A 17,545-nucleotide genomic window follows, 5' to 3' on the forward strand; every position below is an offset into this window, starting at 1 on the left:
AAATAATCAGCGAAAAGGGGAGGAGAAGCGTTTGTCATTTGAATTAAGGGTCAAATCACTAATTGAAGAAAAGCAATTAATACAGCAAGACGACCATCTTCTCATCGCCGTTTCGGGTGGAATAGATTCCATGGCTTTGCTTCACTATTTTGTTCAAACAAAAGAAAAATGGGGAATAAAGGTAGAGGCAATTCACGTTGATCATATGTTAAGAGGAGAAGCGTCTGTTGAGGATAGAGCCTTCGTCCAAAGATATTGTGATAATCATGAAATATATTTACATGCAAAAGCAATTCCAATACCAGAGATTATGGCTTTAGAAAATGGAAATACACAGCTTATTTGTCGTAGAGAAAGGTATCAATATTTTAAAGAGGTCATGCAAAAAACAAATGCAAGCAAGCTTGTAACTGCACATCATGCGGACGACCAACTGGAGTCAGTATTAATGGCCCTGACTAAAAATGCAACGATTAACAGTATGCAAGGTATTCGGCCACAGCGTTTTTTTGCAGGAAAATCATTAATTCGTCCGTTTTTAACGGTTACAAAGTCTGAAATAAGGGAATATTTACTTAGACAAGGTTTAGAGTACCGTGAAGATGCTAGCAACTTTAAAGATACCTATGTACGTAATCGTTTTAGACATCATGTGGTGCCATTATTGGAGGCAGAAAATCCACGAGTAACCGAGCAGGTGACCCATTTTACAGAACAATTACAAGAAGATGATGCCTATTTAATGACATTAGCAGAGGATGTATTTTCTAGAACAGTAAAAAAATTAGACGAAAATACATATAGGATGGAAATTGAGGCTTTTCAATTGGTACCACTTGCTTTACAAAGGAGGCTCATTTTAATACTATTAAACTATCTTTACAAAGATTCAAATACGATACAAAGTTATGCTTTATTGGTTTCAATGTTAAAGCTTTGTGATACGACAGCTGGATATGCTGAAGTTCACTTGCCAGAAGAATTTCTAGCAGTTCGCCGTTACGGAAAATTATCGATTCAGAAGAAAGAACCATTAGAAGGTCAAACTTCTCCTGAGAAAAAAATTATTTCGACTGCTAATGGGTGGACAACACTGACAAACGGTGAACGTTTATGCATAGTCAAGTTGCCTGATTTATCGTCTGAATTGCTGACGGATACTGCACAACTTTTTTATTTTAACGCTAGCAAACTCAAACTTCCTCTTTATGTTAGAACTCGTAAGGAAGGGGATAGAATGCTGTTAAAAGGAATGGATCAGCCAAAACGCTTATCTCGCCTTTTTATAGATGAAAAGATTCCTTTAAATGAGCGAAATAGCTGGCCGTTACTGATTTCTCCATCTGATGAGGTCGTAGCGGTAATTGGTGTGCGTATGGGTATGTTTTTTTCAACCACTCCGCAACCAAACGATGATACAGTGCTCATCGTAGACTAAGGTCTTTGTAAAACATTTCACCATAAAGGTTGAAGATTTTTTGATACACACGAGGAGGAATCGATATGTTACAAAATGACATCGAAAAAATTATGATTACAGAGGAACAATTGCAAGAAAGAATTGCTGATCTAGGAGCACAATTGACTGCAGAATACAAAGATTCATTCCCGTTAGCAGTTGGTGTTCTTAAAGGAGCAATGCCATTTATGACTGATTTGATGAAGCGTTTCGATTCTTTCATTGAGTTAGACTTTATGGATGTTTCTAGCTATGGAAACGCCACAGTATCATCAGGCGAAGTAAAAATTCTTAAGGATTTAAATACAAGCGTTGAGGGACGTGATGTATTAATTATCGAGGACATCATCGATAGTGGTTTAACATTAAGCTATTTAGTAGACTTATTTAAATACCGCAAAGCAAAATCCATCAAAATCGTTACATTGTTAGATAAACCGTCAGGTCGTAAGGTAAATTTAGCAGCTGATTATGTAGGATTTGAAGTACCAGATGGCTTTGTTGTGGGATATGGCTTAGATTACGCAGAAAAGTATCGTAATTTACCATATATCGGTATCTTAAAACCAGAAGTATATTCTTTCTAAGAGTTAACGAAAGACCCCCAGCTATGAAAAGTAAGCCTTCAGCGAGGGTCAGATTTTTATTGAATTAATAATAATTCGAAATCTTGACACATTGTTTAGCTGTGCTGAGATCCAGGAACAGGTACATTTACGCTTGGATGCAGTGATTATGACATAAATATGTTTCTATTTCGACAAAAAGCGAACCAAACTTTTTTTAAATAAGGCTTTTCGTTGTATGATGAAATCATGATATGTTAAGATTTTACTTATAATTTTTCTGTTTGTAATGAGGAGGCTGGAGATGAATCGAATATTTCGATATACCATATTCTATTTACTGATTTTCCTAGTGATTATCGGTATTTTTGGTACTTTCAATGGTGGAAATGCGCCAACGAAAGAGTTAACTTATTCTGAGTTTCAAGATGCTCTAGATAAGAAAGAAATAACAAGTGCTACAATTCAACCTGATAAACAAGTATATATCGTTGAGGGTACGATGAAAGGTTATGAGAAGGGTCAACGCTTTACAGTAAATATCCCTCGTGAAAACCAATCTTTATTGAACCGTATCGATGAGGCTGCTAAGGATAAGAATAGTAATATTAGCTATTTAACAGCACCAGAAACAAGTGGATGGATTCAATTCTTTACAGGGATTATTCCTTTCATCATTATCATTTTCTTATTCTTCTTCCTGATGAGTCAATCGCAAGGTGGCGGCAATAAAGTAATGAGCTTTGGTAAAAGCAAAGCAAAGCTATACGATGATCAAAAGAAAAAAGTTCGTTTTACAGATGTGGCGGGTGCTGATGAAGAGAAAGCAGAACTTGTAGAAGTGGTAGATTTCCTAAAAGACCACCGCAAATTCACTGAAATCGGTGCACGTATTCCAAAAGGTATCTTACTTGTAGGTCCTCCAGGTACAGGTAAAACATTGCTTGCACGAGCAGTAGCAGGTGAGGCAGGCGTACCGTTCTTCTCGATTTCAGGTTCTGACTTCGTAGAAATGTTTGTCGGTGTCGGTGCATCTCGTGTTCGTGATTTATTTGAAAATGCGAAAAAGAACGCTCCATGTATTATCTTTATCGATGAGATTGATGCAGTAGGTCGTCAACGTGGCGCGGGTCTTGGTGGTGGCCATGATGAGCGTGAACAAACGCTTAACCAATTATTGGTTGAGATGGATGGCTTCGGCGCGAATGAAGGTATTATTATTATCGCAGCAACAAACCGACCAGATATTTTAGATAAAGCGTTATTACGTCCAGGTCGTTTTGACCGTCAAATTACAGTCGGTCATCCTGATGTAAAAGGGCGTGAAGCAATTCTTAAGGTACATGCACGCAACAAACCTTTAGCGGACTCAGTTGATTTAGCAGCTGTTGCTCAGCGTACACCAGGTTTCTCAGGGGCTGACTTAGAAAACTTGTTAAATGAGGCTGCACTTGTAGCAGCGCGTAAAAGCAAACGTACAATTAATATGGCAGATATCGATGAAGCATCTGACCGAGTAATCGCTGGTCCAGCTAAAGCTAGTCGTGTATATTCTGCAAAAGAGAAAAAGCTTGTATCCTTCCATGAAGCTGGTCACGTAGTCGTTGGTTTAGAACTAGATGAAGCCGATACAGTACACAAAGTAACAATCGTTCCTCGTGGTCAAGCAGGAGGCTACGCAATTATGTTACCTAAGGAAGAACGCTTCTTTACAACAAAACAAGAATTGTTAGACCGCATTGCTGGACTATTGGGTGGTCGTGTCGCTGAGGAAATCGTGCTTGGTGAAGTTTCTACCGGTGCACATAACGACTTCCAAAAGGTGACAAGTATTGCGCGTGCTATGGTAACTGAATATGGTATGAGTGAGAATCTTGGTGCGATGCAGTTTGGTTCAAGTCAGGGTGGTAATGTATTCCTTGGTCGTGATTTTAATTCAGATCAAAACTACTCTGATTCAATTGCTTATGAGATTGATAAAGAAATGCAAAAAATTATCGATTCTCAATATGAGCGCACTAAGCGTATCTTAACGGAAAAACGCCAATTACTTGATTTAATTGCCAATACTTTGATGGAAAAAGAAACATTGAATGCGCAAGAAATCGAACATTTGCGTGATCACGGCGTCTTACCAGAACCAGAGGCTGTTGAGGTAATTGAGGAAAAAGCTCCTAAAGCTGAAACTAAACCAACTTTAGATATCGTTGGTGAGCCAACTGTTAAAAAGGAATTGCTTAGCAAAGAACCAAATCCAACAACGGCTGATTTACCAAAAGAGGGCACGGACTTCAATCATAATGCACCAAAAGGTATCGATGAAAAACGTGATTAAATGAAGAAAGACTGTTTACATTAAGTGAACAGTCTTTTCCTTTGCCTTTTTTCGTTAACAGGTATTAGGATATAGATATAAATTTCAAGATAGACGTTTTACAACTTGCGATTCTCACTAAGGAATTCTAGAACAGTCTGGTTATCAAAGAAATTTTGAGGAAGCTACTTATGCTTGTATAGTAAACAAGATTGGAGTGAATAGAAACATGGAGAATGTAACATTGAATAATGGCTTAGTAATGCCGTTAGTAGGCTATGGTGTCTTTCGAGTACCTGAAGGAGATGATTTGGCTGAGGCAGTAAAAACAGCTATTAAAAAGGGCTATCGTAGTATTGATACAGCGCAAGTATATCGCAATGAAGAAAGTGTTGGGCGAGGAATTCGCACAGCAATCGAGGAAGGCTTGGTAACTCGTGAGGAGCTATTCGTCACATCAAAAGTTTGGAATGCTGGACTTTCCTATGAAGAAACACTTGCGGCATATGAAAGCAGTTTAGAGAAATTAGGGTTAGAGTATTTAGATTTGTATTTAGTTCATTGGCCAGGAATCGATGATAATTACATGAATGTTTATAAAGCGCTTGAGAAAATATATGAGGATGGCCGTGTACGATCAATAGGTGTTAGTAACTTTCATGTACATCATTTAGAAAATTTATTGAAGGAAGCAACAGTTATTCCGGTTATTAATCAGATTGAATTTCATCCACATCTAACGCAAGAGGAAGTACGTGCCTATTGCAAAGAAAAAGGAATCCAAGTAGAAGCATGGTCCCCACTGATGAATGGAGCTTTATTAGAAGAAGCATTGATTCAGGAGCTGGCGTCAAAATACAGCAAAACACCAGCTCAAATTGTGTTACGTTATGATGTTCAGCATGAGGTAGTAACCATTCCGAAAACAATGACTCCTGCACGTATGTCAGAGAATCTAAATGTTTTTGATTTTGCACTAACTGAAAAAGAAATGTCTCAGTTAGATGCATTACATGATGGATTACGTTGCGGTCCTGATCCAGAAAAGTTTAATTTTAAATAAACTGTAAGGAGCTACTTAATAGACGGGTGGCTCCTTTTTAAAGTGAGCACGAATGCTATTTCGTAGAGTGTAAAGTATGGTATCATTTTTAAAAGTGTTTTAACTTTATCGACTACACATTGTATAGTTGTATCAAATGCATAGAGCCAGTTACAATGACAATGAGGTGCAAGAAATTGGGGGCGTCACTATGATATTAGTTTTAGATGCAGGAAATTCAAATATCGTTTTGGGGGTCTATGATAAAAACGATCATTTAGCCTTTCATTGGCGTATGGTGACAGATCTTCACAAGACTGAAGATGAATACGCAATGCAAGTTTTAGCTTTCTTTAATCATGCAGGCATCTCATTTGAACAAATAACCGGCATTATTATATCCTCTGTTGTACCACCAATAATGTTTTCGTTAGAAGCGATGTGTCAAAAATATTTCCGTAAAAAACCGCTTGTTGTAGGACCTGGTGTGAAAACTGGTTTGAATATTAAGTATGAGAACCCACGTGAGGTTGGCTCCGATCGCATTGTGAATGCAATTGCGGCTCTTGATGCTTATAAAGCACCAATTATTATTGTTGATTTTGGTACTGCTACAACATTTTGTTACTTAAATGAAAAAGGTGATTACATGGGAGGTGCAATCGCCCCAGGTATTACGATTTCTACGGAGGCCCTTTATACGCAAGCGGCTAGGTTACCACGTATTGAAATATTGAGATCTACGCATATTGTAGGAAAAACAACCGTTTCTGCGATGCAGGCCGGAATATTTTATGGTTTTGTTGGACAAGTTGAGGGCATCGTTAATCGCATGAAAGCACAAAGTAAGGAAGAGCCATTCGTGATTGCCACTGGTGGCTTAGCTAATTTAATCGCTGGAGAGACACAGGTAATTGATGTGGTTGATCCGTTTTTAACATTAAAAGGTTTATATAAGCTATATAAACGCAACCAATAGGAAATGAGGGACATTTCATTTATGAAAGACTATTTAGTACGAGGCTTAGGGTTCAACGGACAAGTTCGTGTTTTTGCAGCTTGTACAACAGCGACTGTAGGGGAGGCTCAGCATCGTCATAATACGTGGCCTGTTGTATCGGCAGCCCTTGGTCGATCTATGACCGCTGCTGTAATGATGGGTGCCATGCTGAAAGGTGAAGAAAAAATCACTATTAAAATTGAGGGCAACGGTCCAATTGGTCCAATGGTTATCGATAGTAATGCTAAAGGTGATGTACGTGGTTTTGTTACAAATCCACACGTCCATTTCGATCTAAACGAGCAGGGTAAGTTGGATGTTCGCGCGGGTGTAGGTACAGAGGGAGCTCTTACGGTTGTTAAAGACCTTGGTTTAAGAGATATGTTTTCTGGACAAACGCCTATTGTCTCAGGTGAAATCGCTGAAGACTTTACTTACTATTTTGCTACATCCGAGCAAGTACCGTCATCGGTTGGGTTAGGTGTTTTAGTAAATCCTGATAATACGATTCTTGCAGCTGGAGGGTTTATTCTTCAATTGATGCCTGGCTGTGATGAAGAGACAATTAATGAAATCGAACAGCACCTTTCAACATTAGAGCCCGTTTCCAAAATGATTGAAAAGGGCTTTACGCCTGAGCAAATTTTAGAAGCGGTATTAGGGGAAGGCCATCTACAGATTTTAGATTCCATGCCAGTAGAGTTTAAATGTCAGTGTTCAAAAGAGCGTTTTGGGGCAGCAATCTTAGGTTTAGGAACAGCAGAAATTCGAGAAATGATCGATGAAGAAGGCGGTGCCGAAGCACAATGTCATTTCTGTTTAGAAACATATCATTTCTCCAAAGAAGAACTAGAAGGTTATATTGATGAGCTCAACGCGTAATCGCCGACCTTCAATCTCTGCAACGCCAAACCAAACGCCTCTATTGCAACGACGTTTAAAAACGAAACCAGCTTTAACAGTTATAGCCGTTTTGTTATTAGGAAATATTTTATGGTTGATTGCTTGGTTAATCCCAAACAAAGGTCAGGAGATTGGCAGCGATGAACAGGTCGCTGCCATTGACGGGGAGGTTATCACTCGTCAGGAGTGGATGATTGCCATGGAAGAACGCTATGGTAAAGAGACACTACAAAATTTAGTAAATGAATCTGTGATGGAGAAGGCAGCTAAGAAATATAAAATTAAAGTTACAGATAAAGAAATTGATTTAGAGCTTGCACTAATGCGCTCTGCCCAGGATAAGTTTGATACGGCAATGCAAAATCTGTCTGCTGAGCAACTGCGACAAAAAATACGCTCACAACTTATTTTGGATAAAGTATTAACAAAAGATGTAGTAATAAAAGAGGATAGTATTGAAAAATATTATGAAGAAAATCAATCCCTGTATAATACGAAAACAAGCTATCGCACCAATTTCATAGAAGTGGATTCCAAAAAAGCTGCTGAGGAAGCATTAAAAGAGCTAAAAAATAGCTCTGATTTTTCCGTGCTAGCACGAGAAATTTCTTTAGATAGTGCCTCAGCTAGTTTAGGTGGAGATATCGGTTTCCTCACAGAAAAACAGGAAAACGTTGATCCAGCAATTATAAAGGCTGCAAAGGCATTAAAAGCTAAAGAGGTAAGTAAAGCCTTTAAGCTTAATAACGGTCATTATGGAATTGTGCAAGTACAAGAAATCGTAGAAGGACAATCCTTTACATATGAAGATGTGAAAGAGCATATTGAACGTGAGCTTGCGCTAGATCAATTACCGCAATCTGTTACTCCAGAAGCATTTTGGTCTGAATTCAAGGCAACTTGGTATTATGGAGAAGAGAAAAAAGATAAATAATAGCTAGCTCCAATGCGTTTAGGAAGAATCTGCAAGAAATCTGCGGGATAGGTGAGCCAAATAATACTGCAGACGTTTTGCGTCAACAGCTTATTGGCATATTCCAAAAGTTCGGCGGATTCTTTTCTATGTTTCAATAAATATTCTGAAAATATATGCTTTATTTATTGACAATCGAATGGAAAAATTGATAAAATACAAAATAAGTAAAACCTATAAAAATAGTAGGGATTAGGAGTGGATTAATAAATGAGTAGATTAGCGAACTCAGTAGCTGAATTAGTTGGAAAAACACCAATTGTAAAGTTAAATCATGCAACAGGCGAAAATGAAGGTACGGTTTATGTAAAATTAGAATATTTTAATCCAGGTAGCTCAGTAAAAGATCGTCTAGCATTGGCGATGATTGAAGCAGCTGAAAAAGACGGTACGTTAAAGCCAGGAGGTACTATTATTGAGCCTACTTCTGGTAATACAGGTATTGGTCTTGCAATGATCGCAGCAGCTAAAGGCTATAAAGCGATTTTAGTAATGCCAGAGACAATGAGCTTAGAGCGCCGAAATTTATTACGTGCATACGGAGCAGAGCTTGTTTTAACACCTGGTCCAGCAGGTATGAAGGGGGCAATTGCTAAAGCGGAAGAATTAGCCGCAGAAAAAGGTTACTTTTTACCACAACAATTCACAAATCCTGCTAATGCTGTTATTCACCGTTTGACAACAGGCCCAGAGATTGTTGAAGCATTTGACGGTTTAACGCTTGATGCGTTTGTATCTGGAGTAGGTACAGGAGGTACAATTACAGGTGCAGGTGCCGTATTAAAAGAAAAATATCCTGAGATTGAAATTATTGCAGTTGAGCCAAAGGATTCACCAGTACTTTCTGGCGGTCAACCAGGACCACATAAGATTCAAGGTATTGGCGCTGGTTTCGTGCCTGAAGTGTTAGATACAGATATCTATTCTTCAGTATTCCCTGTTGAAAATGAGATTGCTTTCGAAGTTGCACGTAAAGTAGCGCGTGAAGAAGGAATTTTGTGCGGTATTTCATCAGGTGCAGCAATCTATGCGGCAATTGAAACAGCAAAACGTTTAGGAAAAGGCTCAAATGTCCTTGCAATTGTTCCATCTAATGGTGAACGTTATTTATCAACACCTTTATATCAATTTGAAGACTAATCTATGATTTGCTAACAAAGGCTCCTTTAACGAGGAGCCTTTTTTCTGTTAAAGGGAATTGTATGAAATTTATTGGAACGATTTAAAAATATTCGCTTCTCAGCAATATTCAAGTTAAGATGGTATCACATCAAATGATTTAAAGGGGAATGGCAGCTTGAAGACAATACGAACGAAAACAATAACGATGAATGCAGATTCGTTTTTTTATAGCTATAAAAAGCAAGTAGCAGCAGAACAAGCACATGTATTTTTAGAAAGTGGACGTGGAGGACATTTTACGATAGCCGCATGGAATCCATTAGCCATAGCGCAATCAGTTAAGGATGGACTACTTGTGAAGTGGCGAAATGGTGATAGTGAAATTCTACTGGGTGAATCCCTATCATTATTAGAGGATTTGGTAGCAAAATATCAAGTTTCATACAATGCTACCCTTCCAGTATTTCAAGGTGGAGCAATCGGATTTGTAGCGTATGATTATGCGCGAAAAATTGAAGAATTACCAGATTCTGCAGAGGACGATTTACATGTTCCTGATATATATTTTTATATTTTCGACTGCTGGGCTGTACATGATGTGAACACAAATGAAGTAACGCTTATGAAGCTAGAAAGCAGTGATGCCAATTTAGAAGATTGGGCTAATGTATGGCATGTAGCGGCAGTAGCAGGTTTAAATGACCGCAAATTTGAAAAAACAAGTGCTGTAGAAATAGTAAATGATGAAAGTGAATTACTAGTATCATTTGCAGGAACTGACTTTGAAGAAGCAGTAAGTAGAATTCAATCTTATATAGCGCAAGGCGATGTATTTCAAGTGAACTTATCTGTTCGTCAATCTAAAAAATTAACTGCCTCAGCGATGGATGTATACGAAGCATTACGTACTTTCAATCCATCTCCTTATATGGCTTACATTGAAGCACCGGACTTTGCGGTTGTCTCTGGATCACCGGAGCTTTTAGTGAAGCGTCATGGAAATGAATTGTCTACACGACCAATAGCGGGTACAAGACCTAGAGGGAAATCTGAGGAAGAGGATATAGAATTAGCAAAGGAATTAATCGATAACGAAAAGGAACGAGCAGAGCATGTAATGCTCGTTGATTTGGAGCGCAATGATTTAGGACGAGTATCCACATATGGAACAGTAGAGGTGGATGAGTTTATGGTTATTGAACGATATTCTCATGTAATGCATATAGTGTCTAACGTGCGAGGAGAAATCGCTAAAGGTAAATCAAATGCAGATGTAATACGTGCTATGTTCCCAGGCGGTACAATTACAGGTGCCCCAAAAATTCGTACGATGGAAATAATTGAAGAATTAGAACCTGTAAGACGTGGGTTATATACAGGCTCAATTGGCTGGCTTGGCTACACAGGTGATATGGAATTCAATATTGTTATTCGTACAGCCTTTATAAAACAAGGTGTAGCACATATTCAGGCTGGAGCAGGAATTGTCATTGACTCTGTGCCGCAGCGAGAATATCAAGAGTCTTTGAATAAAGCGAAGGCTATGTGGCAGGCAAAGGCAATGGCGGAGGAGCGAGCAAAATGATTTTAATGATTGATAACTATGATTCTTTTACGTATAACCTAGTTCAATATTTTGGGGAATTTGGTCATGAACTCGTTGTGAAAAGAAATGATACATTAACAGTAAAGGATATTGAGCAACTTGCACCCGATATGATTGTTATTTCACCTGGACCATGCAGTCCGAATGAAGCGGGTGAAAGCCTGAACATTATTAAATATTTCGCGGGAAATATTCCGATTTTAGGTGTTTGTCTCGGGCATCAGGCGATAGCACAGGTATTTGGAGGAAATGTTATTCGAGCAGAACGTTTAATGCATGGAAAAACTTCTCCTGTATTACATGCTGACAGAGGTCTACATAAGAACATGCCAAATCCGTTTCAGGCTACCCGTTACCATTCTCTCATTGTAGAAATGGAAACACTACCAGAATGCTTCGAAGTAACTGCCTGGACAGATGAAGGTGAAATTATGGGCATTCGCCATAGGGATTATCCTATTGAAGGTGTTCAGTATCATCCAGAATCTATAATGACAGAGCAAGGGAAAAAGCTTTTGCACCAATTTATAGAATTGTATGTAGAGGGAGCGGAGTAAATGTATTGTTGGATGAACGGAGAGTATCTAAAGGCGGAAGATTTGCGTATTTCACCATTTGATCATGGATTTTTATATGGCTTGGGTTTTTTTGAGACATTTCGGACATATGGAGATAAAGTATTTGAGTGGGACATGCATATGGAAAGGTTACACGCTGCTTTATCACAATACCATATCCATTTGGCATATTCTTCAGAAGCATTACTAGAGGTTGTTCAGCATTTAAATAAACAATCTAATGGACAGGATGGTTATTTCCGTCTAAATGTATCTGCTGGGGAACATGGTATTGGGCTACAGCCAGCGGAATACAAACAACCAAATGTTATTGTTTTTCGTAAAGAATTACCGTTAGCACCTAGAGGTACAGAAAAAAACGCACAGTGGTTAGAGACGCCACGCAATACTCCTGAAAAGGGAGTCCGCGTTAAGTCACATCATTATGGGAATAATGTTCTTGGTCGCTTTGAAATGCCATCCTTAGCACAACAGGAAGGCTTATTTTTAACTACAGATGGCTATGTGGCTGAAGGTGTAACATCAAATGTTTTTTGGGTAAAAAATGATATACTATATACGCCTTCCTTGGACACAGGCATTTTACCAGGTATTATCCGAGGATGGGTGATCAAAAAGGCGTCATCTCTAGGCATTTATGTAAAGGAAGGGCTCTTTGCCAAGGAAGATGTCGAGAATAGTACTGAATGCTTTATTACGAACTCCATACAAGAACTTGTGCCAATTCGTAAACTAGCAAACAAACAATTGCTAGGCAAGGAAGGGCCTATTTATTCGAGTATCCATGAAGCGTTTATCAAAGAAGTGGAGCAGGGATAGAAGGAGCGTTATCATGCTAGAAAAATATATATCACCATTAACGATTAATGGTATTACTTTAGACTATAAAAAAGAAACAATTGTAATGGGTATTTTAAATGTCACACCAGACTCATTTTCGGATGGTGGCAAATACAATAACGTAGAAGCTGCTGTTGCACAAGCGAAAAAAATGGTAGCTGAGGGGGCTAAAATCATTGATGTTGGCGGAGAGTCTACTCGCCCTGGCTATACACGTATCTCGGATGAGGATGAAATAGCCCGCATTGTTCCAGTGATTCAAGCCCTAGTGGCTGAAGTACCAGCCGTTATATCAATTGATACGTATAAGGCAAATGTCGCCCGTGCTGCAATAGAAGCTGGAGCACATATCATTAATGATATTTGGGGAGCGAAGGCTGAGCCCGAGATTGCTAAGGTCGCAGCAGAGTTGCATGTTCCGATTATTTTAATGCATAATCGTGAAAATACCGATTACGGCTTAGACTTTTGGACAACTGCAAGAACGGATTTGGAGAATAGTATCGCCATTGCTCATGGTGCTGGAGTTCCTGATAGCCATATAATTTTAGATCCAGGCATTGGATTTGCCAAAACTACAGAGCAAAATATAAAAATGATGCAACATTTAAACGATTTAGTGACAATGGGCTATCCCGTTTTGCTAGCAACATCACGTAAATCAATGATTGGTAATGTTTTGAAATTACCTGTTGAGGAAAGGATAGAAGGCACTAGCGCAACAGTTGTTTATGGTATAGAAAAGGGGTGTCATATTATTCGTGTACATGATGTACAGGAAATGGCACGAGCTACCCATATGATCGATGTATTAGTTGGTAAACGTATTTATAAGGAGGAAGCGTAATGGACTATATTCATTTAAAGGATATGCAGTTTTATGGTTATCATGGTGTATTATCAGCAGAAACAACACTTGGTCAACGCTTCCGAGCGAATGTTTCACTTGCGGTAGATATGACAGAGGCTGGGGAAACAGATGATCTGAACTATACGGTAAACTATGCTGAAGTTTATGCGCTATGCCGTGACATCGTTGAAGGTGAGCCTTTAAAGCTAATAGAAGCGCTTGTTACGAAAATAGCAAATAGTATCCTAGAGACATACGCAGATAAAGTGAAAGGTGTTCGTGTAGAGCTTATTAAACCGGACCCACCCATACATGGTTACTATAAAGAAGTTTCAGTTGAAGTAACGAGGGGTGAGTTTTAATGAATAATGTCTATCTATCAATTGGCACTAATATAGGGGAGCGCTTAGAAAATCTCCAACATGCCGTAGAGCTTTTAAAAGATAATAAAGGGATTGAGGTTGTCCGTATTTCCTCTGTTTATGAAACGGCTGCTGTTGGCTACACTGATCAAGCAGATTTTTTAAACATTGCAGTTCATATTAAAACTGCCCTATCTTCTTCTGAAATATTGACCATATGCCAATCAGTTGAGCAGGAACTTGGGCGTGTACGTAAATTTAGATGGGGTCCTCGCATCATAGACCTTGACATTTTGCTATACAATCATGAAAATATTGAAACTGAGAGCTTAATTGTTCCACATCCAAGAATGTATGAGCGGGCCTTCGTGTTAGTCCCGTTGGTAGAAATTACACCTGTACCTGTTGGAGAACAATTACAACAAGCACACCACATATGCCAACAGTTAAATTATGTAGACGAAGGTGTAACCTTGTGGTTGGAGTCTAAGAAGCTAGTGTTGCAATCAGCCAATTAACAATTGTGCGTATGGATAGTTAATCATTTCATTGCATTGTAGGATATGTAAAACCCATCGAAGGAGGAAATCACCATTGAGTCAAGCAACTGAGAAGCCGTTTCAGATTGGCGATATTGTTATGGACAACCGTGTCGTATTAGCGCCAATGGCTGGAATTTGTAACTCTGCATTCAGACTAACTGTAAAAGAGTTTGGAGCAGGGCTTGTATATGCAGAAATGATTAGTGATAAAGGGATTGTCAATAAGAACGAAAAAACTTTAGGTATGCTTTATATTGATGAGCGTGAGAACCCACTTTCACTACAAATTTTTGGTGGAGATAAGGCAACATTAGTAGAGGCAGCAAAATATGTAGATGTAAATACAACTGCAGATATTATAGATATCAATATGGGTTGCCCTGTTAATAAAATTATTAAATGTGAAGCTGGCGCTCGTTTACTTTTAGATCCAAATAAATTATATGAAATGGTAGCTGCAGTTGTAGATGCTGTTGAAAAACCTGTCAGCGTAAAGATGCGTATTGGCTGGGATGACGAGCATATCTTTGCGGTCGAGAATGCACAAGCAGCAGAGCGTGCAGGTGCATCTGCGGTAGCAGTTCATGGACGTACTCGAGTGCAAATGTATGAAGGGAAAGCAAATTGGGACATTATTCGTCAGGTGAAGGAAAATGTAAAGATTCCAGTACTGGGTAACGGTGATGTTGAGACACCTTTAGATGCTAAACGGATGTTAGATACAACTGGCGTAGACGCTGTAATGATTGGTCGCGCTGCCCTAGGCAACCCTTGGATGATTTATCGTACAGTTCAATACCTAGAAACAGGTGAGTTAAAGGAAGAGCCAAGTGTTCGTGAAAAGATTGATGTGTGCTTACTTCATTTCGAGCGTCTTATCCAATTAAAAGGTGAGGCTGTGGCAGTACGTGAGATGCGTAAACATGCCTCGTGGTATTTGAAGGGGATAAGAGGGAACGGGAAAGCTCGTAATGCTATTAATCAAACTGAAACAGCACCTGAGTTTCGCGCCTTATTAAATGATCTTGTGCAAGACTATGAAGAAAATGAATCCAAGTTAATCGTGCCAGTACCAAAAGAATTAATTATATAATTACCTGAAGGCGTCTCAATGCTAAGAAAGAGACGCTTTTTTGTTGCAACAATTAATTTTCAGAATCATTAATCATTTCCACTGCCCTCGAAAAAAAATTGAAACAGATGATTACAGCACTAAAATTGTGTACAATAGAAATATTATGGACGTAAACGCGGACAATTTAATAAGGAGTGAAATAAGTGTCAAATATAGAAGAGTTAAATGATCAGCTTTTAGTGAGACGCCAAAAAATGACGGCTATCCAAGAGAACGGTCAAGATCCATTTGGAAGTCGTTTCGAGCGTACACATTTATCGACGGAAGTACGTGAGCAATTTGCAGATCAAACAAAAGAACAGCTAGAAGAACATTTACAAGAAGTGATTATTGCAGGTCGCATTATGACTAAACGTGGTAAAGGGAAAGCTGGCTTTGCACATATTCAAGATTTAGGTGGTCAAATTCAAATTTACGTTCGTCAAGATCATGTTGGCGAAGAAGCATATGAGCTATTTAAACAAGCTGATCTTGGAGATATTGTTGGAGTTCGAGGAAATGTATTCCGCACGCAAGTAGGGGAACTTTCAGTAAAGGCTGAGGAGTTTACATTCTTGACAAAAGCATTACGCCCTATGCCAGAAAAATTCCATGGCTTACAGGATGTGGAGCAACGTTATCGTCAACGTTATTTAGACTTAATGACAAATGAAGATAGTAAAAAAACGTTTATTGCGCGTTCTAAAATCATTCGTTCAATTCGTAATTACTTAGATAACGCAGGATACTTAGAAGTAGAAACACCAATGCTTCATACGATTGCTGGTGGTGCTGCGGCCCGTCCATTTATTACACACCACAATGCACTTGATATGGAATTATATATGCGTATTGCAATTGAATTGCATTTAAAACGTTTAATCGTTGGTGGACTAGAAAAAGTATATGAAATTGGTCGTGTTTTCCGTAATGAAGGAATTTCAACACGTCATAATCCTGAATTTACGATGATAGAGCTATATGAAGCATATGCTGATTATAAGGATATAATGTCCCTAACAGAAAATCTTATTGCTCATGTTGCACAAGAAGTTCTTGGTACAACGACAGTTCAATATGGAGAAGATGAAATCAACCTTGCTGTAGGCTGGAAACGCGTGCATATGGTAGATGCGGTAAAAGAAATGACAGGCGTAGACTTCTGGCAGCCAATGACTGTAGAAGAAGCCCAAGCACTTGCTAAAGAGCATGGTGTAGAGGTTAAAGAAGCTCATGAAGTGGGTCATATTATTAATGAGTTCTTTGAGCAAAAGGTTGAAGAAACACTTGTACAACCAACATTTATTTATGGTCATCCAGTAGAGATTTCCCCTCTAGCAAAGAAAAACCCAGAGGACGAGCGTTTTACAGATCGGTTTGAGCTATTTATTGTGCGCCGTGAGCACGCAAATGCTTTCACAGAACTAAATGATCCAATCGATCAACGAGAGCGTTTTGAGGCACAAATGGCTGAAAAAGCAGCAGGTAATGATGAAGCGCATGAGATGGATAATGACTTTATTGAAGCGTTAGAATTCGGTATGCCTCCAACAGGTGGTTTAGGTATTGGTATCGACCGTTTAATCATGCTTCTTACAAACTCACCTTCAATTCGTGACGTACTATTATTCCCAACAATGCGTCATATTACAAAGTAATTAGAAGATGCAAACCTGAATGAACAGCTTTTAAATATTAGGAGTCAAAGGTGTTAATAATTAATTAGCACCATGACTCCTGTTTTTGTTTCTAAACGTGATTGTACAGAATTAGTTGAGATTTATATAAAAGAAATGTATATTTAAACAAATCATCATATATAATTATGAGTTTACAATTTTTTATCTCTCTCGAAAATACGTAAAATAGCTTGCAAAATCAGAGATTTTACAAAGATAAATAAATTATATAAAATTACTTGCATTGTTATATAAACCATGATAAATTATTACTTGTCGCTAAGACGACATAAGAGTCGACATCAAAAATGTGAAGTTCTAAAAAGATGTTGACATCAAAAAAAGATTATGATATATTTTGAGAGTTGTCTCTTAAATAACTAAGATGAAATAAAATAGTTATTGACAACCGGAAAAAAGATGTTATAATAGAGTGGTTGCCGATAACGCAATCAAAATGAACCTTGAAAACTGAACAAGCAAAACGTAATCAATATAGTTTTTACTAGCTAGCTTTCGCTAGTGAACGAAACAAAAATTTTGGACATCAAAATTGATGCCAGCAAAACAATTTGAGCTAATCAAATTTCTTTTA

16 protein-coding genes are annotated in these 17,545 nt (G+C 38.4%); all 16 read left to right on the forward strand.

Annotated features, from left to right (window positions below; translation table 11 throughout):
* Positions 1-31 precede the first annotated feature (31 nt).
* The 16 genes from tilS (at position 32) to lysS (ending at position 16,929) form a co-directional block, all read left to right on the forward strand.
* Entirely contained in the window at positions 32-1,438 is a 1,407-nt protein-coding gene (tilS, locus tag AC2CGN_RS23895; protein WP_484516667.1) for a tRNA lysidine(34) synthetase TilS, read from the forward strand.
* A 65-nt stretch (positions 1,439-1,503) separates the two neighbouring features.
* Positions 1,504-2,046 (forward strand): hypoxanthine phosphoribosyltransferase, encoded by a 543-nt coding sequence (gene hpt / locus AC2CGN_RS23900; RefSeq protein ID WP_286927000.1) that lies wholly within the window; start codon positions 1,504-1,506, stop codon positions 2,044-2,046.
* 283 nt (positions 2,047-2,329) lie between these two features.
* Complete coding sequence (ftsH, locus tag AC2CGN_RS23905) at positions 2,330-4,360, forward strand: ATP-dependent zinc metalloprotease FtsH (RefSeq protein WP_429983602.1); 2,031 nt, start codon at positions 2,330-2,332, stop codon at positions 4,358-4,360.
* 208 nt (positions 4,361-4,568) lie between these two features.
* The gene (locus tag AC2CGN_RS23910) at positions 4,569-5,402 is read left to right on the forward strand and encodes an aldo/keto reductase (protein ID WP_484516669.1); all 834 of its coding nucleotides are present in this window, start codon (positions 4,569-4,571) and stop codon (positions 5,400-5,402) included.
* A gap of 190 nt (positions 5,403-5,592) precedes the next feature.
* A complete protein-coding gene (locus AC2CGN_RS23915) occupies positions 5,593-6,360 on the forward strand; it encodes a type III pantothenate kinase (protein ID WP_283870274.1) in 768 nt (255 codons plus the stop codon).
* A 21-nt stretch (positions 6,361-6,381) separates the two neighbouring features.
* Positions 6,382-7,263, forward strand: a complete 882-nt coding sequence (gene hslO / locus AC2CGN_RS23920; RefSeq protein ID WP_484516671.1) for an Hsp33 family molecular chaperone HslO — start codon at positions 6,382-6,384, stop codon at positions 7,261-7,263.
* On the forward strand, positions 7,247-8,218 hold the full coding sequence (locus AC2CGN_RS23925; RefSeq protein WP_286927004.1) for a peptidyl-prolyl cis-trans isomerase: 972 nt from the start codon (positions 7,247-7,249) through the stop codon (positions 8,216-8,218). The genes hslO and AC2CGN_RS23925 overlap by 17 nt, the downstream gene beginning before the upstream one ends.
* A 249-nt stretch (positions 8,219-8,467) precedes the next feature.
* Positions 8,468-9,397, forward strand: coding sequence for a cysteine synthase A (cysK, locus tag AC2CGN_RS23930; RefSeq protein ID WP_054772178.1), 930 nt, complete (start codon positions 8,468-8,470; stop codon positions 9,395-9,397).
* A 157-nt stretch (positions 9,398-9,554) separates the two neighbouring features.
* Positions 9,555-10,964 (forward strand): aminodeoxychorismate synthase, component I, encoded by a 1,410-nt coding sequence (pabB, locus tag AC2CGN_RS23935; RefSeq protein ID WP_484516674.1) that lies wholly within the window; start codon positions 9,555-9,557, stop codon positions 10,962-10,964.
* On the forward strand, positions 10,961-11,542 hold the full coding sequence (gene pabA / locus AC2CGN_RS23940; protein ID WP_484516676.1) for an aminodeoxychorismate/anthranilate synthase component II: 582 nt from the start codon (positions 10,961-10,963) through the stop codon (positions 11,540-11,542). Before pabB ends, pabA begins: the two co-directional genes overlap by 4 nt.
* Positions 11,543-12,382, forward strand: a complete 840-nt coding sequence (gene pabC, locus AC2CGN_RS23945; RefSeq protein WP_484516677.1) for an aminodeoxychorismate lyase — start codon at positions 11,543-11,545, stop codon at positions 12,380-12,382.
* A 13-nt stretch (positions 12,383-12,395) separates the two neighbouring features.
* Positions 12,396-13,250 (forward strand): dihydropteroate synthase, encoded by an 855-nt coding sequence (folP, locus tag AC2CGN_RS23950; RefSeq protein WP_484516679.1) that lies wholly within the window; start codon positions 12,396-12,398, stop codon positions 13,248-13,250.
* Positions 13,250-13,615 carry a dihydroneopterin aldolase gene (gene folB, locus AC2CGN_RS23955; protein WP_429983609.1) on the forward strand — a complete coding sequence of 122 codons (366 nt, stop codon included), beginning with the start codon at positions 13,250-13,252 and terminating at the stop codon, positions 13,613-13,615. Before folP ends, folB begins: the two co-directional genes overlap by 1 nt.
* Complete coding sequence (folK, locus tag AC2CGN_RS23960) at positions 13,615-14,133, forward strand: 2-amino-4-hydroxy-6-hydroxymethyldihydropteridine diphosphokinase (protein WP_484516681.1); 519 nt, start codon at positions 13,615-13,617, stop codon at positions 14,131-14,133. The genes folB and folK overlap by 1 nt, the downstream gene beginning before the upstream one ends.
* 76 nt (positions 14,134-14,209) lie before the next feature.
* Positions 14,210-15,250: a tRNA dihydrouridine synthase DusB gene (gene dusB / locus AC2CGN_RS23965; protein ID WP_429989319.1), complete on the forward strand. Its 1,041-nt coding sequence runs from the start codon at positions 14,210-14,212 to the stop codon at positions 15,248-15,250.
* Positions 15,251-15,435: 185 nt separating this feature from the next.
* Positions 15,436-16,929 (forward strand): lysine--tRNA ligase, encoded by a 1,494-nt coding sequence (gene lysS, locus AC2CGN_RS23970; RefSeq protein WP_429988385.1) that lies wholly within the window; start codon positions 15,436-15,438, stop codon positions 16,927-16,929.
* Positions 16,930-17,545: the final 616 nt, after the last annotated feature.

Source organism: Lysinibacillus sp. DFXJR4, from assembly GCF_057196045.1.

Bases quoted from the DNA above. Each gene is read 5' to 3' on its own strand.
- hpt (WP_286927000.1), top strand. From the start codon at position 1,504: ATGTTACAAAATGACATCGAAAAAATTATGATTACAGAGGAACAATTG.
- ftsH (WP_429983602.1), top strand. From the start codon at position 2,330: ATGAATCGAATATTTCGATATACCATATTCTATTTACTGATTTTCCTA.
- AC2CGN_RS23910 (WP_484516669.1), top strand. From the start codon at position 4,569: ATGGAGAATGTAACATTGAATAATGGCTTAGTAATGCCGTTAGTAGGC.
- AC2CGN_RS23915 (WP_283870274.1), top strand. From the start codon at position 5,593: ATGATATTAGTTTTAGATGCAGGAAATTCAAATATCGTTTTGGGGGTC.
- hslO (WP_484516671.1), top strand. From the start codon at position 6,382: ATGAAAGACTATTTAGTACGAGGCTTAGGGTTCAACGGACAAGTTCGT.
- AC2CGN_RS23925 (WP_286927004.1), top strand. From the start codon at position 7,247: ATGAGCTCAACGCGTAATCGCCGACCTTCAATCTCTGCAACGCCAAAC.
- cysK (WP_054772178.1), top strand. From the start codon at position 8,468: ATGAGTAGATTAGCGAACTCAGTAGCTGAATTAGTTGGAAAAACACCA.
- pabA (WP_484516676.1), top strand. From the start codon at position 10,961: ATGATTTTAATGATTGATAACTATGATTCTTTTACGTATAACCTAGTT.
- pabC (WP_484516677.1), top strand. From the start codon at position 11,543: ATGTATTGTTGGATGAACGGAGAGTATCTAAAGGCGGAAGATTTGCGT.
- folP (WP_484516679.1), top strand. From the start codon at position 12,396: ATGCTAGAAAAATATATATCACCATTAACGATTAATGGTATTACTTTA.
- folB (WP_429983609.1), top strand. From the start codon at position 13,250: ATGGACTATATTCATTTAAAGGATATGCAGTTTTATGGTTATCATGGT.
- folK (WP_484516681.1), top strand. From the start codon at position 13,615: ATGAATAATGTCTATCTATCAATTGGCACTAATATAGGGGAGCGCTTA.